Here is a 19,522-nt window from a genome sequence, read left to right on the forward strand (position 1 = left end):
CTTTTACCCACAATCGTCAGTTTAGGTACCACCCACATGCAGTGTCAAGCACTATCAAGACGAAACACTGGGCGTGAACACCAGAAAAATTAAGGCTTTGACCGAAGTTATTGATAAGGTGGGAGAAAGTGGAAAAACCGCTTTTAAGAATAAATATTGGCAGGGAAAGGTGAGGAAATGGAGAGAGCGAACCCGGAGAATCCGGGTCCGCAACATTGCTTAAGCGTTTGCCGCTTCTGGCTGAGGAGCAGACTGTCTTGGCAGGATCTGAATGGCTTCAACCGGCTTGTCAGTGTCTTGTGACATTTGTACCAAACGGTTGAGCTGCCCCATGGAACCGAGCATGGCATAGATGGCACCCAAGAAACCGCTACGGTGCAGCTTAACGACTTCTTCGTCGCTTAGCTTCAGTAGCTTCTCTTCGTTGATGCTGTGCAGACCAGTCAGGCTGCGCTGCTCACCATCGGCGAAACGGATACCCAGGCGAATTTCTTCGATCAGGCCCAAATCGATGATCTGTTTGATGAACTCACGGGTCATATTCTCGCTGTTAACCAGATCGCCCAACATTTTCTGCAGGTTTTCTAGACCTTGAGAAGGGGTACCGTCTTCGTTGAACAGGGCCACCCCTTCTTCCTTATTAACCAGTTCACTGTTCTCATCAATAAAGATAGAAAGCTGATTACCATTGGGGCGGATGTCGAAGGGATAGCGCTGCAGATTCATAGGTGCGAAGTGGCTTTTCCAGCCATCCTCTTTTACAAAGTAGTTGCTGCCTTCAACCAGGCCATACAGACCGGTTATGTAAAAGCGGTCAGAACCTTGGTCCTTGATCAGGACCAGTGGAATAGCGCTTGAGGCCCGCGCGAATTCGCGCACAGACACCCCGATCAAATGGGATTGCTTGGCATGGGCCAGTTTGGCATCTTGTTTAATCTTGATATCTTTGTGGACTTCTTTGTCCAACAACACGTAGTTTTTCGCCATTGTCTACTTCTCTTTATTCTAAAATATTGGGCGGGGACGATTTCCCTGCCGACATGGTTGAACAGGCTTTTTTGCACAATGCACCGCTGCCCACCTGTTGCCTATTGCTTAGGTGGGGGCCAGTTTCCACGATTTCAATCTAAATGTCACCCGCGGACCAAAATTCCTGCTGCCGATTCAAAGTAAGCGCCTGATTTGCGGCTTGATTTGCTTTGTTAAAAAAAGTGATTGTGGTGACAACCCAGGCCAGACTTGCTTTTCTCGGCTGCTCTCGTTAGTTTCATGGCAACGTAAATACAGGGAACTTTAATCATGGGCAGACAATGGGTACATCAAGCCATAGAGAGTATTCAGGCAGATTTTCAGCGCTCTTCTGATACCCACCTGATTAAGCTCAATTTCGCTGGATTTGATGATATTGATTTTTATCTTAAAGATGAGAGCACTCACCCCACAGGTAGCCTGAAGCACCGCTTGGCCCGTTCATTGTACTTATATGGCCTTACTAACGGTTGGATCCAGCAAGGAACCAGCATTATTGAGTCCTCTTCCGGCAGCACGGCCGTATCCGAAGCCTATTTTGCCCGCTTATTAGGCTTACCTTTTATTGCGGTGATGCCTAAACGCACGGCGGCCCGCAAGATCCAGCAAATCACCTTCTATGGTGGCCGCTGTCATTTTGTTGAGCAGAGCGATCAGATCTATGCCGAATCAGAACGACTGGCCAGAGAATTGAATGGCCATTATATGGATCAGTTTACCTATGCCGAGCGGGCAACCGATTGGCGTGGTAACAACAATATCGCCTGCAGTATATTCGAGCAAATGCAGTTTGAACGCTACCCGATCCCCGCCTGGATTATTATGAGCGCTGGTACTGGTGGCACAAGCGCCACCATTGGCCGCTACATTCGTTACCGCTGTTTTGATACTAAACTGCTGGTCGTCGACCCAGATAACTCGGTGTTTTATCCCTTTTACCAAAGCGGCAATGCCGCTCTTACCTCCTGTGGCAGCCGTATCGAAGGGATTGGCCGGCCAAGAGTGGAGCCTTCCTTTGTTCCTTCCGTCGTAGATGAAATGCTGCAAGTGCCAGATGGTGCCAGTATCGCCACCATGCTGTGGCTGGAAGCGCAATTAGGCCGCAAAGTGGGTCCCTCCACCGGTACTAATATGTGGGGGGCGTTGCAAAAAGCCGCGCAGATGCGCGAGAAAGGGGAAAAGGGCTCGATTGTGACCTTGCTGTGTGACAGCGGCGAGCGTTACCTCGATACCTATTACAACGACACCTGGGTCATGGATAATATCGGTGACGTCGCACCGCATCAGCAGAGCCTCATTCAATTACTGACATAAAGACTGTAACCAAATGAGCCTTTTCCCTGTCTTAGCTCTATACAAAAGAAAAGACAGGAGAAGGCATTTTGTTGATTAAAAAATCTGGCCGCCATGACTACAAAGAGTCGCAGGTTACCGATGAGGCTATTTATCGCGACAGGCGCCGGCTGTTAAAACAAATGGGCTTTATCGGTGCCGGTGCGCTGTTGATGCAGAGCAAGGCGTCAGCCATTAACCTCTTTGCTGAAGACGACACCCAAGCTTTTGAGACCAGGCCCCTGAACTACCAAAACGCAGTCCCGGATAAGCAAATTCTGACCCCGGAAAACAAAGTCACCAGCCATAACAACTTTTATGAATTTGGCACCGATAAAAGCGATCCCAAAGACAATGCACAGGCTTTTAAAGTAGATCCCTGGACATTGCGCATTGAAGGCGAAGTAGAAGCCCCTTTGACCTTAAGTTTTGAAGATCTATTCAAACTTTTCCCGCTGGAAGAGCGCATCTATCGCTTACGCTGTGTAGAGGCCTGGTCTATGGTTATTCCTTGGATTGGCTTCCCGTTATCCGCTTTGTTGGAACAGGCGAAGCCACTTTCTAATGCCAAATACGTTGCTTTTGAAACCCTTTATGACCCACAGCAAATGCCCGGACAGCGTAATCGTTTTATTGGTGGCGGCATTGATTACCCTTACGAGGAAGGGCTCCGAATCGATGAAGCTGCCCATTCGCTGACCCTGCTGAGCGTAGGTCTATACGGAAAAACACTTCCGCCGCAAAATGGCGCACCCATTCGCCTGGTAGTGCCCTGGAAATATGGCTTTAAGAGCATCAAGTCTATTGTCCGTATCCGCCTGCAGGAAAAGCAACCGCGCACCACCTGGAACCGTTTGGCGCCTCAGGAATACGGTTTTTACGCCAACGTTAATCCCATGGTGGATCACCCAAGGTGGAGTCAGGCCAGAGAGCGGCGTATCGATAAGGGTGGATTGTTCGCATCAAACCGTATTGATACACAACTTTTTAACGGCTATGAGGAAGTCGCCCCACTATATAAAGGCATGAATTTAAGGCACCATTACTGATGCGACGGGTGAGTTTTAGTTCCTTACAAATCACCCTCCTTAAGGCGCTTATTCATATTTCCTGTCTGGGTACGGCACTTTGGTTTTATTACCAGGCTACGCTGGATAACCTTGGTGGCGATCCGGTAGAGGAGATACTGCATTTTACCGGCATCAGCACACTGAATATGTTGCTGCTGTCACTGGCCATGAGTCCTCTGGCTAAAGCTCTACGACAAGCGCAGTTTATCCGCTTCAGGCGCTTGCTCGGACTCTATGCCTTCTTCTTCGCCGTTTTGCATCTTGGCAGTTATATCTTGTTTGAGCTGCAACTAGAGTGGAGCATGCTGCTATCGGAAATTATCGAAAGACCCTATATCACTGTGGGCTTTGCCGCCTGGTTGATTTTGCTGACCATGACATTAACATCCACTCAGACCATACAGCGGAAAATGGGTAAAGCCTGGCAGAAGGTACATAATGGCGTATATCTGACCGCCGCCCTGATTGGCCTGCACTATATGTGGTCTGTAAAAACCTTGACCGCTAAACCGATGCTCTATCTGGGTTTATTGATGCTGGCGCTATGGCTGAGAAGGGATAAGATTCGTCGCTGGTTATTTTAATTAGGCTAAAAAGAAAAAGCCCCGCTGCTGCGGGGCTTTCACGTAATTTGGGCAAAAACATTCGTCCGAATTAAGAGGCGTCAAGACCTTCGGACAAATGTCGCCCAAACAGGGGGGCAGATCTGTATGGTCAGGCCTGCACTTAAATTCTTTGACGCCTGAAGATCAGTTGATACGAGCTAGCAATTCCTGGCCAATAGGACCATCCATATAACCTTTGCTTTGAGCCCATTCTTGCAATACCTGACCATCTTGCTCGGCTGTGGTCAGTTCTGACTTGCTCATCTTTTTGATCATAAAGGTACCGGCTTCGACCGCACCATTTTCCATGGCATAACGAATCAAACTACTGCCACCGCAGCTGATACCACTGTAGATATCTCCAAGACGCATATTGTAATCGTCTTGTACCTTCTTCAGCTTTTTGCGCAATTCACTCTTGTCGTCGTTTTTGACGATGGTGCAGATATTCTGCAGATCTTCATTAATGTCCGCTTGCACCATAGGGCTCACAGACACACCAAATAAGGCTACAGACAAACAAGCAAACTTTTTCATGGCACTCGCCTCTCTATCGATGGGTTTAGCAACGGGTCTTGACGAGATAAAGATAGCCCAGGACGAGAGTGGCAAACAGTGCGCCTTGCGTACCTATGTATAGAGCTACATACCTAAAGACAAGAAAGACGTAAAGCGTCTATTTTTCAAAGAGATGAGTGGAGTTGGCCGATAAGCCGGGTTCTGTCGAGGGCAATCATTCATCTAGGCCTGTAATCACTCACAGGCTCAAGCAACCTACCCGGTTCCGACGCGGGCCACGCCAAGGAACCCTATTTGGTCTTGCTCCGGGTGGAGTTTACCTTGCCACAATCTGTTACCAGTTGCGCGGTGCGCTCTTACCGCACCCTTTCACCCTTACCGCCCGGCAAGCCGGGGTTGGCGGTCTACTCTCTGCTGCACTTGTCGTCGGCTTGCGCCGCCCAGGCGTTACCTGGCACCCTGCCCTATGGAGCCCGGACTTTCCTCCCCCCGCTAAAAGCGGGCGGCGATTGCCTGGCCAACTCCGGCGCGGATTCTACTCTTTTGCCCGGTTAAAGACCAGTACGCTGAATATTAACCATCTGCGTTGCTTACCGGCAGGAAGATTTAACTTCCTGCCGATAACGCCTAATATTGGCAGGGCATATGTTTGAATACCTAAGGTACGGGGAGCAGCAAGAGTATGAATAAAGCCACGGTCGGGGAAAGTAATTATGTGAAGAACCTGCGCGTTCTGATCAAGAAAATCCACGACGTTTCCCCTATAAAGGACTCTGCCTATGAGCAGGCCATGCTGTATTTCCAGCAGCAACCTGCGTTTAAGGACAAATCAGACAAGCTCAGTAACCAGATTGCCGAACTGGAGGCCAACGCCTCTAAGCCTCGCGTCGAGGAAAAGCTCAAAGAAGCCAAAGATCAGTTAAAGGCATTGAATAAAGAATGGGATGAGCAACGTATTCAGCGACATCATAAATTATTGGAAATCTGCGATGAAATTTTAAGTTTGGTCGAAGGTAGTAATCAGGAAGAGGCAAGGCGAAACTTTTCCAGAGTACTGGGTAGTATCTTGCTGATCACCCCCACCGATAATCCCAAAGTGGCCTTCCTCAATCAGAAAAGCAAACATCTCTATAAGGCGGTGCTATGCCTGTTGTTGCTTGAGCAAATGCTGCAAGGCAATGAGATAGCCAATCCCTTTGTGCAGAAATTAGCGGAAGAGCGTGTTGCCTATCCGCAGAATGCGGATGATGCGGCTCGTTGCGAGTTTCGTCGCTACGTAAAAATTCCCTTGCTGATGACCTCCTTAATGCAAGACATTGGTCAGTATCATCAAGATGCGCAGCTGATTCTTAAGGGCAAGGAAGGCAACCTTAACGAATTCAGAACTCTGGAAAAGGATGACAGGATCAACCTCTTAAAAATCAGCTACGAACAAACGGTGGATTATCTGCGTGACGGTATTGGCTGTGATGCCTATGTAGGGAACTCAAAAGAAGAGCGCGCCGCCTTTAATTTAAAAGAAAAGGAGAAGTTAAAATTTATTCTGACCCTGATTAAGTCCTCTTTCGATCCTCAGCAATCTATCGGCAACCTGCTAAAGATCCCGCAGATTTATGCCTCTGTGGTGTTATCGACCAAATCGGGTCCTTACTATGACACCTTGCCAAAAGCCACCATGGTCTTAGAAAAAGGCGCTGAAAAAGGGGCATTGAACGGTACGGCCGTCACCAGTTTTATTAAGATTGTCGGGCATTTTCCCCAGGGCTTTGGTGTCACCTTTATTCCCAAAGATTCTGATAAACGGGATTTGGACAGATACGAGTATGCCATCGTCAATGGCCTGTATCCGGAGAATCCGCATCTTCCTTTATGCCGCAGCGCCACCAAGAATCTTACCTTTAGTGAGTTTGGCCAGGATCTGACCATCAGCATGGAAAACAACCTTTACTTCCCACAGGCCCGAGCAAAGTTGGAAAAAATGAGTAAAGAACGCCTGCTCGATATCCTGAGTAAATTGGTGTCTAATTTCGAAGAACGCAAGGAGCTGGACTTGATCCCCAAGTGTTGGCATCCCTACACCTTCTTCTCCTATGCCAAACACCAAAACCTGTGGAACAAAGCGGGCAGGACCTCCAACTAGGCGCTCAAGTCTCTGCGTTGAAGGTCAGTCCGATTTGGTAAAGAGCGTTCTTTTTCAGACCAAATTGCTCTGCGGTAATCGCTGCCGCCTTCTTCAATGGTAGTTCCTCAGCCAGACGCTTGAGCAATAACAAGGCCTCCTGTGGGATCTCAGTTGGTGTCACTGGCGCCGGTCCAACCATCAGCACAAACTCGCCTTTTTGGTGCACCTCATCGGCATCCAACCATGCAAGCACCTCTCGCGCACCGCCGGCAACAAAGGTTTCGAAGGTCTTGGTCAGCTCTTTAGCCAATACCACCGCCCGCGCCTCTCCCAACTCTTCGAGCAGCCAAGAGAGGGTTTCACGAATACGCCTGGGCGCTTCATAAAACACCACCGTAGCGGTTTCCCCCTGCAAACTTGCCAGGCTGGCACGTCTGGCCATCTCTTTCACCGGTAAAAAACCTTCAAAACGGAACCTATCGGTGGGCAATCCTGCCGCACACAAAGCCGCCACCGCTGCACAAGGTCCGGGAATAGGCACGACTTTGATGCCCGCTTCCCGGCAACGACTCACCAAGGTATAACCGGGATCGCTGATAAGAGGTGTGCCGGCATCGCTGATAAGGGCAATGGATTGGCCGTTTTGCAGCTTCTCCACCAAGCGTTCCGCTCGCTGTTTTTCATTGTGGTCATGCAAAGACAACAGTGGTGTATTAATTTGATAGTGCTGCAGCAGTCTTTGACTGTGGCGGGTATCTTCTGCGGCGATAATGGCTACCTCTTGCAGCACTTTTATCGCTCTGTGGGTCATATCGCCCAGGTTGCCGATGGGCGTTGCGACGATATAGAGGGTTGCTGAATCCACCACTTATCCATGCCTTTGATTGTGTTAGCTTGTCGGCCATTTTAAACTAATCACCTCATTTAAGGCTGGAAACTTTTAAGGCAGGCCATGCTGTTGAACAGAAAACGTCCCTTGCCGCTGCTGGTGCTGCTTTTGAGCGCTTGTACAAGCGCGCCTCCCGTGGTGCACACACCTCCCAGCAAGCCCGTGGTTACCGAGCCGCAGCCGGTAGTCAAGCAGGATTACAGTGCCCAACAGTGGCTGACCATGGCGAAGCAAGCCAATCCAGAGAAGCAACCTTCGTTGCTGCTTCGTGCAGCCGAAGCCTGGCAGGCCGAAAACCGCTGTGAAAACAGTCTGAAGGTGCTTTCGGTGCTATTGCCCTCCCTGACCGATGCTGATGCCAAAGATCGCGCTCACCTGCTTCAGGCTGAATGCCTGTTAATCTTGGAACAAGCCGAACTTGCCAGTGAAAGTCTGGCTAAGGTCAGATTAGGCGTGCAATATATGGCAAGACGCCTGGCTGTATCAGCGCAGCTGGCCGAATTTAGCTATCAACCTCTGGTTGCCGCAAGAGATTATGCAGAGCTGGCCAGCCTCAATCCGGCCAAAGAGGCTGAACTTTTTAGCAAGATATGGACACTGTTGCAGAAAGTTGATGATAGGGCTTTGTCTTTGCCAGCCAATGGTACTACCTATTTGAATCCTTGGTTACAGTTGGCTGCTATCAGCAGACAGTTGCAAGGACAGCGATTGCAAACTGCCTTAGACGACTGGAAGAAAAGGCACCCTCGACTGCCGTTGCCGCAGAGCGTCCAACAGTTGGCGTCCACCACCGTCACCATACCGCAAAGCATTGCCGTCATACTGCCTATGAGCGGGCGCCTTGCCAGTCAGGGGGAGGCTCTTCGCGAGGGTATTTTGGCCGCTTACTTCGATAACAACCAAGATGATATCCAGAAGAACGTCAAACTTAACTTTTTCGATTCTAATCAAATCACCGAAGAGGATAATCAACGTATTGCCAATGAATTTGACTTTGTGTTGGGCCCATTGCTCAAAGAAAACATAGAACCTCTTCTGGAAACGCTGCCGGCGGACAAACCCATGCTGGTGCTTAACCGACTGGATGAGCCCAAGGCATTGAATAACCGCTATTTCTACTCATTGGCACCAGAGGATGAAGCGGAACAGTTAGCTACTTTCCTGGCCCAAAAAGGTTATGTGCGCCCGGTGGTGGTCAGTTCAGACAGACAGCTCTTTCAGCGCATGGCGCAAAGCTTCAGTCAGCATTGGCGTGAGTTGGTGAAGCAAGAGCCAAAGTCAGTCAGCTTCAGTGACAACAAATCCATGCGAACCGCCATGGAAAACCTACTTGATGTACAACACAGCAAACAACGTATTGAACAAGTGGAGCGATTGGTTAAGGAAGAGGTACATAACTTTGCCCGTAATCGTCGGGATGTGGACGCAATTGTAATTTTTGCCACCCCAGGACAAACAGAACTGTTAAATCCAATCATCGAGTCCAGTATCAGCCCCTTTGCTTCGATGGTGCCGGTATTTGCCACGTCGCGTAGTTATAGCCAGGAGTTAGGTGCCAATAGCCTGCGCGATCTGCGCAATCTGACCTTTTTAGATATGCCCTGGATGCTGCCTGGCGACGACTCACCGTTGAAAGCGCAATCGCAGTCGCTGTGGCCAAACCGTAATGACGGTCAATCCCGGCTCTTTGCCATGGGCTATGACGCTTATGGCTTGATCCCCCTATTGCCAAGATTGGCTGCCATCGAAGGAATGCAAAAACAGGGTTTAACCGGACGCCTGAAGATGGACAGCTTTGGCCAGATCCATCGTGAATTGCCCATGGGTAAAGTAAGTCAGGAAAAGGTTATCCGGCTTGCAATGGATTAAGCAGAAACTGTCCTCTTGGATAGGCAAGGAAGCCGAAGATCAGGCGTGCCGATTTCTGCAACAAAAAGGGTTAACTTTGGTCACCCAAAACTACCGCTGTCGCACTGGTGAAATTGACCTGGTAATGCGCGATGGTGAAGAATGGGTGTTTATCGAGGTAAAATACCGTAAATCAAATAAGTATGGTCATGCCAGCGAGTTTCTTGACCGCCATAAACGCAGGAAACTGGAATCAGCAGTACTGCACTTCCTGCAACAACATGACCTCAATCCCGCCCATATCGCACACAGGATAGATCTAGTGGCAATACAGGGACAGGAAATCCAGTGGATTAGCCATATATGATAGAGAAAATAAGAGCCAATTTTACCGAAAGCATTCAAACCAAGATCGCTGCCATTGAGGTCCTGCCCGACGCTATTGAGCGAGCGACTTATATGATGGTGCAAACCCTAATCGCCGGGAATAAAATACTCTGCTGCGGTAACGGTGGCTCGGCCGGCGATGCCCAGCATTTTGCCTCACAATTGCTCAATCGCTACGATAGGGACAGGCCCAGCCTTCCCGCGCTGTCCCTTACCTGTGATAGTGCCACCATTACCTCTGTGGCGAATGATTTCAGCTATGAGGAAATATTTTCCAAGCAGGTTCGCGCATTGGGTCAAGCCGGAGATATCTTGCTAGCCATCTCCACCAGTGGCAATTCCCGCAATGTGATTCTGGCCATGGAAGCGGCCCTGAGTCGTGATATGACCATTATTGCCCTGACCGGCAAAGACGGCGGCGAAATGGCCGGACTACTAGGCCCGAATGATGTAGAAATAAGGGTGCCATCGAATAAAACACCACGAATTCAGGAAGTTCATCTACTCACCATCCACAGCTTGTGCGAAGGTATTGATGACTGCTTGTTTCCCGACCACTCAGGAGAATAATTAATGAAAAGGCTTCCGGCTAAACTGCTGTTGTCATCTTTGTTGGCGCTGTCTTTGTTGCAAGGTTGTGCCGTTGCTGTGGTAGGGGCTGGTGTGACTGCTGCCAGCGCCGCCCACGACAGACGTACTGTGGGGACACAATTGGACGATACCACACTGGAATCCAAGATTTCGGCAAAACTGGCTGAGCATGAGGGGATCAAGGAATTCGCACACATTAATGTGCATGTGTTTAATGGCGTCGCATTGTTGGTGGGACAAACTCCAAGTGAAAGCATGAAACGGGAAGCGCAACAAATTGCCGAAAGCATTCCCAATGTAAATAAACTGCACAATCAAATTCGTATCGGCGAACCCACCAAGACCTCCACACGCACCCATGATGTGTGGTTGGCAACCAAGGTAAAAACGAATTTATTGACCAACAAGAGAGTTGATGGCCTGCATATCGAGGTTATTGTGGAGGATGCAGAGGTATTCTTGATGGGGTTAGTTACCGAACAAGAGTCAGATATTGCCGTGGATATCGTGCGTAATGTCGGTGGTGTAGCCAGGGTCGTGAAAGCTTTTGAAATACTCTGAGCATCTCACTGAGCACAAGAAAAAGGCGCGTTGAGCGCCTTTTTTATTTGACTACCTTGAGGCTAGGTTTGCCTTTAGGGGGCCGGGGCTCCGCTGGCCGGGTTCCCGGTGATGGTGTTTCTGGTGGAGTATCTTCAGGCTCGTCTTCAGGCGTAAAGATAGTGCCGGCACCATTTTCCCGGGCATAGATGGCCATAACGGCCTGCATCGGGATCTCTAAGTGCTTGGGTGTACCGCCAAAACGGGCATCCAAGGTCAAATCCAGATTTCCCAATTGCAGTTTGCCGCAAGCATGAGGAGCAATATTCAGCACAATCTGACCATCACGAACATGTTCCTGGGGTACCAGCGTCCCCTCAACGGTGGCATCCACCACAATATGAGGGGTCAATTGGTTGTCCAGGAGCCACTCATAGAAGGCTCTGAGCAGATAGGGCTTGTTAGAGGTCATCTTCACAGCGGGTTATGAATTTCCCGTTCTTGATCGGTCAGGGAGGCCTTGAATGAACTGCGATCGAAAATACGGTTCATGTAGGCTTTCACATCTTTGCTGCCAGCACCGGACAACTCAATGCCAAAAGCGGGCAAACGCCACAACAATGGGGCCAGGTAGCAATCAATCAGGCTGAACTCTTCGCTCATAAAGAAAGGATTGTCAGCGAACAGCGGCGCCAGCGACAGAATGGCTTCGCGCAAGTCACGACGGGCCTGCTCAACATCGCCTTCACCACGCAGAATCTGCTCTGCCAAGCTATACCAGTCATTTTCGATACGGTGCATCATCAGACGGCTCTGGCCACGTGATACAGGGTATACCGGCATTAATGGTGGATGTGGGAAACGCTCATCCAGATATTCCATGATGATTTGCGAACGGTACAGTACCAGTTCGCGATCCACCAAGGTGGGCAAGGTGCCGTAGGGGTTGAGGTCAATCAGATCTTCGGGCAGGTTGCCTTGATCCACAAAGCAAATTTCTACACCCACGCCTTTTTCGGCCAGGACAATACGTACCTGGTGGCTATACATATCCAAGGTATCTGAGAACAACGTCATAATTGAACGTTTATTCGCGGCTAAGACCATTAACACTCCTCCAAAACCCTTAAAACGGAAAAAAAGGGCAGTGTTTAAACTGCCCTTCTGGGACCCATCAGGGAAAACCCTTGGTGGGGATTATACCTGATTCTGTGCTTAATTAGTGCACATCTCGCCAATATTCTTTCTTCAACAGATAGACGAAGACGAAAAGCACCAGTACGAATATGATAGCCCAACGGCCAATGCTTTCAGCTTCCAATCTGGACGGCTCACCCAGGTACACCAGATAGTTGACCAAATCCAGTACCGCCTGGTCGTATTCCTCAGGGCTTAGCATACCGCTGCCATCGGATTGGATACCGGCATACACCTGCTGCATTTCGCCATCAATCATGCGCTCTTCATGGGTTTCACGAGGCACACCTTGCAGTTCCTGCAGTACGTGAGGCATACCTACTTCAGGGAATACCTTGTTGTTTACGCCAAAAGGACGACTGTCATCAACGTAGAAAGAGCGCAAGTAGGTATAGATCCAGTCAGCACCACGTACACGGGCTACCAAGGTCAAATCTGGTGGTGCAGCGCCAAACCACTTAGCTGCCGAAGCAGTTGGCATGGCATTACGCATATATTCGCCGACTTTCTCACCAGAAAACTGCAGATTTTCCTGCCCCAGTTCCAGTGGAATACCCAGATCTTCGAAAGTACGTTGATAACGTTGATACTGAGTCTGGTGACAACCCATGCAATAGTTCATATACAGCGCCGCACCACGCTGCAAGGAAGCCTTATCTGTACGGTCGATAGCAGCATGATCCAAATGAACGTTAGAGCCACCGGCTGCCATTGCCAGCGAGGGAAGTAACAGCCCAAGCAGTACGACTAGTCTCTTCATTTCGTGATCCTCTCTGGCAGGGGCTTGGTGTTCTCGTTTTTGCTATACATCCAAAGCAGTACAAAGAAGGCAAAATACATGATGGTAGCGATCTGTGAGGCCAGCACTTTCCAACCAGCTTGCGGAGTCCCACCCAGATAACCCAGGAATACAAACACCGCAGCAAACACCAGCAGATTAACCTTGTGCAGGCCGCAACGATAGCGCCAGGAACGCACCTTACCACGGTCTACCCAAGGCAGCAGCGCCAGCATGATAATCGCCAGGAACATAGCGATAACACCGAATAGCTTGTCAGGTATAGCCTTCAGGATGGCGTAGAAAGGCGTGAAGTACCACACGGGGAAAATATGCTCAGGGGTTTTCAGTGGGTTGGCAATCTCGAAATTAGGAGCTTCTAAGAAGTAGCCACCCATCTCAGGTTTAAAGAACAGTATGTAGCAGAAGCCCAGCAAGAATACTGCAAAAGCCACCAGATCTTTTAATACGATATGCGGGAAGAAAGGCACTACATCGTCAACAATATCGTACTTGTTGGTGTAGTACTCATGCATCTTGAACTTGGTCTTTTCTTCTTCTTTCAAAGAGCCTTTCTTGCGTTTTACTTCCACACCGTCAGGGTTGTTGGAACCCACTTCGTGCAGGGCCACAATATGCAGGAATACCAAGATGACCAGCACCAAAGGCAGAGCAATAACGTGCAAGGCAAAGAAGCGGTTCAGTGTAGCGCCAGAGATGACATAGTCGCCCTGGATCCAAATCACCAAATCTTCACCGATGACCGGAATCGCACCAAACAGTGACACGATAACCTGTGCCCCCCAATAAGACATCTGTCCCCAAGGCAGTACGTAGCCCATAAAGGCTTCGGCCATTAGTGCCAGGTAGATAAACATACCGAACAGCCAAATAAGCTCTCGGGGTTTCTGGTATGAACCGTAAATCATGCCACGGAACATATGCAGATAAACCACGATAAAGAAGGCTGAGGCACCGGTGGAATGCATATATCGCAGAATATAGCCGTATTCCACTTCACGCATAATGTACTCAACGGAAGCGAAAGCACGCTCAGCAGAAGGCTCGAAACTCATGGTCAGCCAAATGCCGGTAACGATTTGGTTTACCAGTACGATAGTGGCTAAAAAGCCAAACACGTACCAGAAGTTCATATTTTTAGGTGCGGGGTATTCGATGGCGTGCATTTTCGCCACCCGCATCATCGGGATTCGATATTCAATCCAGTCGAGAAGGTTCTGCCACATGTTATGCCGCCCCCGCTTCTGAGCCAATCAAGATTAAGTTGTCATCAAGGTATTGATAAGGCGGGATCACCAGGTTCAACGGCGCTGGAACGCCCTGGAAGACCCGGCCGGCCATATCAAACTTTGAGCCATGACAAGGACAATAGAAGCCGTCGCGTACACCTTCCACCTGTTCTTCAAAAGCACCGTCTTTGATGTGCTGTGGCGAACAGCCCAGATGAGTACAGATGCCCACGGCCACCAAATATTCTTCCTTCATGGAACGGTAGCGATTCTTGGCAAACTCTGGTTGCTGTGGCTCTTCTGAGCCAGGGTCACGCAGTTGATCCTCGTGTTTACCCAACGCCTCAAGGATCTCAGGCGTGCGGCGCACGATCCATACCGGCTTACTGCGCCACTCGACGCGTAAAAGCTGACCTGGCTCTACCTTGCTGATATCCACTTCCACGTCAGCACCTGCGGCTTTAGCCCGGGCACTGGGATTCCAGGAAGCGATAAATGGCACAGCGGCACCTGCCACCCCGACGGCGCCCACCACTGAGGTGGCAATCGTCAGGAAACGGCGCCGATTGTTGTCTACTGGCGCATTGCTCATCCACGTCTCTCCAAAAAAGGTTGGAACCAGGACGCTTCCACTAGGAACTCTTTATCAGGAGCGATGTTTGGCACAACTTGCTTAATGCAAGTTTGCCGAACGCAACACCTTAAAACACCTAGTGGAAGCGCCCTGTACATTTCCCGGCCATTCATCTTGTGCGTTCATGTGAATTTAACGGGAAACGCGGGGGTTTGGTTTTAATCGAAAATGATAAAAGAAAACCCCTTCAAAACACAAGGAAATGATGGTTAAAACTAGGTTAAAACAAGGGATTAGTTGATCGGGATGCTAAAAAAACAAAACCCGGCAGAAGCCGGGTTTTGGAAACACGTTGCGTAAAAATTAACGCTTGGAGAACTGAGGACGTCTGCGCGCTTTGTGCAAACCGACCTTTTTACGTTCAACTTCACGGGCGTCACGAGTCACGAAGCCGGCCTTACGCAGGGCAGGACGCAGCGCTTCGTCGTACTCCATCAGCGCACGGGTAATACCGTGACGGATGGCGCCAGCCTGACCGCTGATACCACCACCGGTAACGGTGATGTACAGGTCAAACTTTTCAGTCATTTCCAACAATTCCAGAGGCTGACGAACCACCATGCGAGCGGTTTCACGACCAAAGAATTGCTCCAGAGTACGCTGGTTTACAGTGATGTTACCTGTGCCTGGACGCAGGAATACACGAGCGGTAGAGCTCTTGCGACGGCCAGTACCGTAGTATTGATTATCTGCCATGTCTCATGCTCCCCTTAAATATCCAGAACCTGTGGCTGCTGAGCAGCATGCTTGTGCTCAGAACCGGCATAGACTTTCATCTTGCGGAACATCTCACGGCCCAGAGGACCTTTAGGCAGCATACCCTTGACCGCACGTTCGATGATGTCTTCAGGCTTGTGCGCTTGCAGTTTGTCGAAGGTAGTTTCCTTCAAACCGCCAACATAACCTGAGTAGTCGTAGTATTTCTTATCCTGACGCTTATTGCCGGTCACTACTACTTTTTCAGCGTTGATAACAACGATGTAGTCACCGGTATCAACGTGAGGTGTGTACTCAGGCTTATGCTTACCGCGCAGGCGGCGAGCAATTTCAGTCGCCAGGCGACCCAAAGTCTTGTCTGTGGCGTCAACCACGAACCAGTCGCGTTTTACCGTCTCTGGCTTTGCAACAAAAGTTTTCATTCTCGATTACCCAAAAAATCTGTTAGTTACTAATAATGCCGGAATCGAAGCCAATCTGACCCGAACGACATCAGTAAACCAAGTTATCGGCCCCTTCGAGCCCCCTGGTTGTTCCGTTTTCCCAAAACGGCTGTGTAACTGGGCAGGGCGCGCATTATACAGGACTGTCCATAAAAGGCGAGGGTAATTTTTACGCAAATGCGGAGTGATTGATGATTGTCTTCGCGCCCGACATCTCACTTGTCACTTCACTACGGCAAATGCTCCGTAGCCAGATAATCGTGGGATTGCATTTCCTTCAGGCGACTCAGGCAGCGTTTAAACTCAAAGCTCAATCGTCCTTCAGTATACAGCGCCTCCAATGGTACTTCGGCGGCAATAATCAATTTCACATTGCGCTCGTAAAACTCATCCACCATGGCGATAAATCGCCGGGCAATATCATCGGTTTGCTGTCCCATTTGCTGAACATTTGCCAGCAATACTGAATGGTAGCAGCGGCTGATCTCCATATAGTCTGTTTGGCTTCTGGGGCCATCACAAAGGGCTTTAAAATCGAACATGACCACGCCATCGGCATCGCGAAGGGTCTTAATCATGCGCCCTTCCACTTCGATGGCTTGGTTGCATGTCCCTTCTTCCGGCGCCAGTTGTGAGAAATAAGTATGTAAGTTGGTCAGCGCCTGCTCATCTAGGGGATAATGGTAGATTTCTGCCTGTTCCAGGGTTCGCAGCCGATAATCCACACCACTGTCCACGTTGACAATTTCGGTATTGCGCTTAATCAGGTCAATCGCCGGCAGAAATCTGGCGCGCTGTAATCCATTCCGATAAAGCTCATCAGGGATGATATTGGAGGTGGCCACCAGCACAATGCCCAGGCCAAAGAGCTCTTGCATCAGGGTGCCGAGGATCATGGCATCGGTAATGTCAGAAACAAAAAACTCATCGAAACAGATAACTTTGGCTTCTTTGCTAAAACGCTTGGCGACAATTTTCAGGGGATCAGATTGGCCGGCAAGGGTTTTTAGCTCCTCATGCACGCGATGCATAAAGCGGTGGAAGTGGATGCGCATTTTGTGTTCAAAGGGCAGGCAGTCAAAAAACGTATCCACCAGGTAGGTCTTCCCTCGCCCTACACCGCCCCAAAAGTACAAGCCTTTGACCGGATCCGGTTTACTCGCGCCAAATAGCTTTTTCAGACGGCCCTTGACGCCCTTTACCTCGGTAACTACCAATAAGTCCTCGTATAAGCGCTGTAAATGCTTCACCGCATTTTCTTGTGCTTTGTCGTGCACAAAGTCGTCCCTTAGCAAGTCCTGCTGGTACTTTTGCCATGGCGTGAGGGGTTGCGAGACTGTCACTTTGGGTCCTTGCGCTATTGAATCAAAATTTATTGGCCGCATAGTTTGCGTAGCGGGTATTATTAAGTAAAGACCCGAATGTTCAAGTCGGGCTATCTCTCATTTAGCAGGCGCATGTGCCAGGCACAGCCAAACAGGAGTCGTTATGGATTGGATAGTAGGTTTTTTGTTGTTGGTTAGCGGTGCATTACTCGGCTATTTCTTTGCCAGGCATCAATTCAGCACTCAACTTCAGGCAGAGTCCAGCAAACAAGAGCAAAACAGCCTTAAGCAATTTTTGTTTGAGCGCGCCAATATGCATGTTCAGGAATGCCGTCAAACCTTGAGCAGCATGGAAGAAATGTGTGAAACCTTAAAGACTCAACTCGATCATTATGAACATATGATGGAGCCTCAGGATAGCGATACTGACAAGCCGAAGTTGAATTTCTTCGGTGACCAAACCACCGCCTATCTGCGCAGTCAGGCTCCTAAGCCGCAACGGGAAGCTGCCAGCACAGAATATCAGCCCAGAGATTATGCCAATAGTGGCACCGGACTGTTCACCGGCTCAAAAAAGCGGCAATCGAATCAAAGCAAATAAAGAAGGGTGAACTTTGCCCTTTTTGCCAGGTCTTCTGATTACTTTGAATGGAAGTGCGGCGTGAGCCGTACCTCCTGATGCCATACCGGCCAACGGCCAAGATGCTTCAATATTAAACAGGAGAAAATGTTGCAATGAACAGAATGTTGGGAAAAGTTCTCACCATTGTGGCGCTCGTTGGTGCACTGAGTAGTGCCCATGCAGCCCTTCCCTTCTTCAATGACGATAAAGAAGTGCCTTCTTTGGCTCCCATGCTCGAAGAAGTCACGCCTGCGGTCGTTAGCATTTCCGTTGCCGGTACGCAGGTATCCAGGCAGCGCGTACCTGAAATGTTCCGCTTTTTCTTCGGGCCCAATGCGCCGCAGGAACAATTGCAGGAAAGACCCTTCAGAGGATTGGGCTCGGGCGTCATTATCGATGCCAAGCAAGGCTATGTGGTCACCAATAACCACGTTGTCGACCAGGCTGATGAAATCACTGTAAAGCTGACTGATGGGCGCGAATTAGAAGCCAAGAAAATCGGCTCTGATGAGCAGAGCGATATCGCCCTGCTGCAAATCAAAGCCGAGAACCTGAGCGCCGTTAAACTGGCCGACTCAGACAAGTTGCGGGTTGGCGATTTTGTCGTTGCCATTGGTAATCCCTTCGGTCTCACCCAAACCGTTACTTCCGGTATCGTCAGTGCCTTAGGCCGTAGCGACCTGAATATTGTCGGTAATGGTGGCTATGAAGACTTTATCCAAACCGATGCCGCTATCAACCGCGGTAACTCCGGCGGCGCCCTGGTTAACCTGAGAGGTGAACTGGTGGGGATCAATACGGCCATCTACGGTCCCAATGGCGGCAATGTGGGCATTGGTTTTGCAATCCCAGTAAACATGATGAAGCACCTTACAGACCAACTCATTGAGTTTGGTGAAATCCGCCGCGGTCTGCTGGGTATTCTCGGTGGCGACCTGGATGCTGAGCTTGCCAAAGCCATGGAATTGGATATCAGTCAGGGCGCCTTCGTGCGCGAAGTCAATGCAGGTTCCGCCGCCGAAAAAGGTGGGATCCTACCTGGTGATATTATTGTGTCCATCGATGGCAAGGAAATCCGCAGTTTTACAGAGCTTCGGGCTAAGATTGGCACCATGGGCGCTGGTACTAAGGTGAAACTGGACATCATTCGCGATGGCAAGCGCCAGAAGATTGATGTGGTGCTGGATGACTACCGCTCTGAAAACCTGACTGCACAGCAAATCCATCCTTTCCTAGAAGGAGCCACGTTGTCCGATGGACCTAACCAGCAAGGCACACAGGGCGTTGTGGTCAGCGAGGTCATCCCGCGCTCTCCAGCGGCCCGGCTGGGGTTGCAAGACGGCGATGTGATTGTTGGCGTTAACCGTCAGCCGATCAAAAATGTTGGTGAGCTCAGCGACATTCTGCGTGATAACCAGGGCGTTATTGCCTTGAATATCAAGCGTGGCAATACCAGCTTGTATCTGGTGATTCGCTAACTATCTGCGACAGCGGACCGGCCGGTCCGCTGTCATTAATAGCCTATCGATGTTATTCTCTTTTTAATCTTAAGAGACTGATTTTCAATGTGAACCACAGCAGCTGGACAGCCTTTTTTATCAAATCCGTACTTCTTGGCATTATC

General features: G+C 49.7%; 21 protein-coding genes and 1 other RNA gene. 10 read left to right on the forward strand and 12 right to left on the reverse strand.

Features of this window, described 5'->3' with window-relative positions; translation table 11 throughout:
* Positions 1–219: 219 nt before the first annotated feature.
* Positions 220–987, reverse strand: coding sequence for a SapC family protein (locus tag P2G88_RS09275; RefSeq protein WP_275795587.1), 768 nt, complete (start codon positions 985–987; stop codon positions 220–222).
* Positions 988–1,299: 312 nt separating this feature from the next.
* On the opposite strand from P2G88_RS09275, the gene P2G88_RS09280 reads away from it, so the two are divergent.
* From P2G88_RS09280 to P2G88_RS09290, 3 genes are all read left to right on the forward strand, one after another.
* Positions 1,300–2,343, forward strand: coding sequence for a PLP-dependent cysteine synthase family protein (locus P2G88_RS09280; RefSeq protein WP_275795588.1), 1,044 nt, complete (start codon positions 1,300–1,302; stop codon positions 2,341–2,343).
* A gap of 68 nt (positions 2,344–2,411) precedes the next feature.
* Positions 2,412–3,410: a protein-methionine-sulfoxide reductase catalytic subunit MsrP gene (gene msrP, locus P2G88_RS09285; RefSeq protein WP_275795589.1), complete on the forward strand. Its 999-nt coding sequence runs from the start codon at positions 2,412–2,414 to the stop codon at positions 3,408–3,410.
* Positions 3,410–4,015 carry a protein-methionine-sulfoxide reductase heme-binding subunit MsrQ gene (locus P2G88_RS09290; RefSeq protein ID WP_275795590.1) on the forward strand — a complete coding sequence of 202 codons (606 nt, stop codon included), beginning with the start codon at positions 3,410–3,412 and terminating at the stop codon, positions 4,013–4,015. Before msrP ends, P2G88_RS09290 begins: the two co-directional genes overlap by 1 nt.
* Positions 4,016–4,180: 165 nt before the next feature.
* On the opposite strand, the gene P2G88_RS09295 is transcribed toward P2G88_RS09290, so the two are convergent.
* Positions 4,181–4,573: a DUF3718 domain-containing protein gene (locus tag P2G88_RS09295; protein ID WP_275795591.1), complete on the reverse strand. Its 393-nt coding sequence runs from the start codon at positions 4,571–4,573 to the stop codon at positions 4,181–4,183.
* Positions 4,574–4,729: 156 nt separating this feature from the next.
* An RNA gene (rnpB, locus tag P2G88_RS09300) (RNase P RNA component class A) lies at positions 4,730–5,080 on the reverse strand.
* 157 nt (positions 5,081–5,237) lie between these two features.
* On the opposite strand from rnpB, the gene P2G88_RS09305 reads away from it, so the two are divergent.
* On the forward strand, positions 5,238–6,695 hold the full coding sequence (locus P2G88_RS09305) for a hypothetical protein (protein ID WP_275795592.1): 1,458 nt from the start codon (positions 5,238–5,240) through the stop codon (positions 6,693–6,695).
* Between the two features lie 4 nt (positions 6,696–6,699).
* Here the strand turns inward: P2G88_RS09305 and rsmI are convergent, their stop codons facing one another.
* The gene (rsmI, locus tag P2G88_RS09310; protein WP_275795593.1) at positions 6,700–7,545 is read right to left on the reverse strand and encodes a 16S rRNA (cytidine(1402)-2'-O)-methyltransferase; all 846 of its coding nucleotides are present in this window, start codon (positions 7,543–7,545) and stop codon (positions 6,700–6,702) included.
* A gap of 90 nt (positions 7,546–7,635) precedes the next feature.
* Between rsmI and P2G88_RS09315 the strand changes: the two genes are divergently transcribed.
* From P2G88_RS09315 to P2G88_RS09330, 4 genes are read left to right on the forward strand one after another with little or no spacing between them, the layout of a single operon-like run.
* Positions 7,636–9,435: a penicillin-binding protein activator gene (locus tag P2G88_RS09315; RefSeq protein ID WP_275795594.1), complete on the forward strand. Its 1,800-nt coding sequence runs from the start codon at positions 7,636–7,638 to the stop codon at positions 9,433–9,435.
* Positions 9,422–9,781 carry a YraN family protein gene (locus P2G88_RS09320; protein WP_275795595.1) on the forward strand — a complete coding sequence of 120 codons (360 nt, stop codon included), beginning with the start codon at positions 9,422–9,424 and terminating at the stop codon, positions 9,779–9,781. Before P2G88_RS09315 ends, P2G88_RS09320 begins: the two co-directional genes overlap by 14 nt.
* Entirely contained in the window at positions 9,778–10,371 is a 594-nt protein-coding gene (locus P2G88_RS09325; protein WP_275795596.1) for a phosphoheptose isomerase, read from the forward strand. Before P2G88_RS09320 ends, P2G88_RS09325 begins: the two co-directional genes overlap by 4 nt.
* A gap of 3 nt (positions 10,372–10,374) precedes the next feature.
* Positions 10,375–10,953 carry a BON domain-containing protein gene (locus tag P2G88_RS09330; RefSeq protein WP_275795597.1) on the forward strand — a complete coding sequence of 193 codons (579 nt, stop codon included), beginning with the start codon at positions 10,375–10,377 and terminating at the stop codon, positions 10,951–10,953.
* 43 nt (positions 10,954–10,996) lie between these two features.
* On the opposite strand, the gene P2G88_RS09335 is transcribed toward P2G88_RS09330, so the two are convergent.
* From P2G88_RS09335 to zapE, 8 genes are all read right to left on the reverse strand, one after another.
* Positions 10,997–11,404, reverse strand: a complete 408-nt coding sequence (locus P2G88_RS09335) for a ClpXP protease specificity-enhancing factor (RefSeq protein ID WP_275795598.1) — start codon at positions 11,402–11,404, stop codon at positions 10,997–10,999.
* Positions 11,405–11,406: 2 nt separating this feature from the next.
* Complete coding sequence (gene sspA / locus P2G88_RS09340; protein WP_275795599.1) at positions 11,407–12,039, reverse strand: stringent starvation protein SspA; 633 nt, start codon at positions 12,037–12,039, stop codon at positions 11,407–11,409.
* A 112-nt stretch (positions 12,040–12,151) separates the two neighbouring features.
* Positions 12,152–12,889, reverse strand: a complete 738-nt coding sequence (locus tag P2G88_RS09345) for a cytochrome c1 (protein ID WP_275795600.1) — start codon at positions 12,887–12,889, stop codon at positions 12,152–12,154.
* Entirely contained in the window at positions 12,886–14,154 is a 1,269-nt protein-coding gene (locus P2G88_RS09350; protein WP_275795601.1) for a cytochrome bc complex cytochrome b subunit, read from the reverse strand. The genes P2G88_RS09345 and P2G88_RS09350 overlap by 4 nt, the downstream gene beginning before the upstream one ends.
* 1 nt (position 14,155) lies before the next feature.
* Entirely contained in the window at positions 14,156–14,749 is a 594-nt protein-coding gene (gene petA, locus P2G88_RS09355) for a ubiquinol-cytochrome c reductase iron-sulfur subunit (RefSeq protein WP_275795602.1), read from the reverse strand.
* Between the two features lie 345 nt (positions 14,750–15,094).
* Positions 15,095–15,487, reverse strand: a complete 393-nt coding sequence (rpsI, locus tag P2G88_RS09360) for a 30S ribosomal protein S9 (protein WP_275795603.1) — start codon at positions 15,485–15,487, stop codon at positions 15,095–15,097.
* Between the two features lie 14 nt (positions 15,488–15,501).
* On the reverse strand, positions 15,502–15,930 hold the full coding sequence (rplM, locus tag P2G88_RS09365) for a 50S ribosomal protein L13 (RefSeq protein WP_275795604.1): 429 nt from the start codon (positions 15,928–15,930) through the stop codon (positions 15,502–15,504).
* 251 nt (positions 15,931–16,181) lie between these two features.
* On the reverse strand, positions 16,182–17,294 hold the full coding sequence (zapE, locus tag P2G88_RS09370; protein WP_275795605.1) for a cell division protein ZapE: 1,113 nt from the start codon (positions 17,292–17,294) through the stop codon (positions 16,182–16,184).
* Positions 17,295–17,439: 145 nt separating this feature from the next.
* Between zapE and P2G88_RS09375 the strand changes: the two genes are divergently transcribed.
* The gene (locus P2G88_RS09375) at positions 17,440–17,877 is read left to right on the forward strand and encodes a hypothetical protein (protein WP_275795606.1); all 438 of its coding nucleotides are present in this window, start codon (positions 17,440–17,442) and stop codon (positions 17,875–17,877) included.
* 134 nt (positions 17,878–18,011) lie between these two features.
* Positions 18,012–19,376: a DegQ family serine endoprotease gene (locus P2G88_RS09380; protein ID WP_275795607.1), complete on the forward strand. Its 1,365-nt coding sequence runs from the start codon at positions 18,012–18,014 to the stop codon at positions 19,374–19,376.
* Positions 19,377–19,522 lie beyond the last annotated feature (146 nt).

It is taken from the genome of Aliiglaciecola sp. CAU 1673 (assembly GCF_029223185.1).
Lineage (GTDB): Bacteria > Pseudomonadota > Gammaproteobacteria > Enterobacterales > Alteromonadaceae > Bowmanella.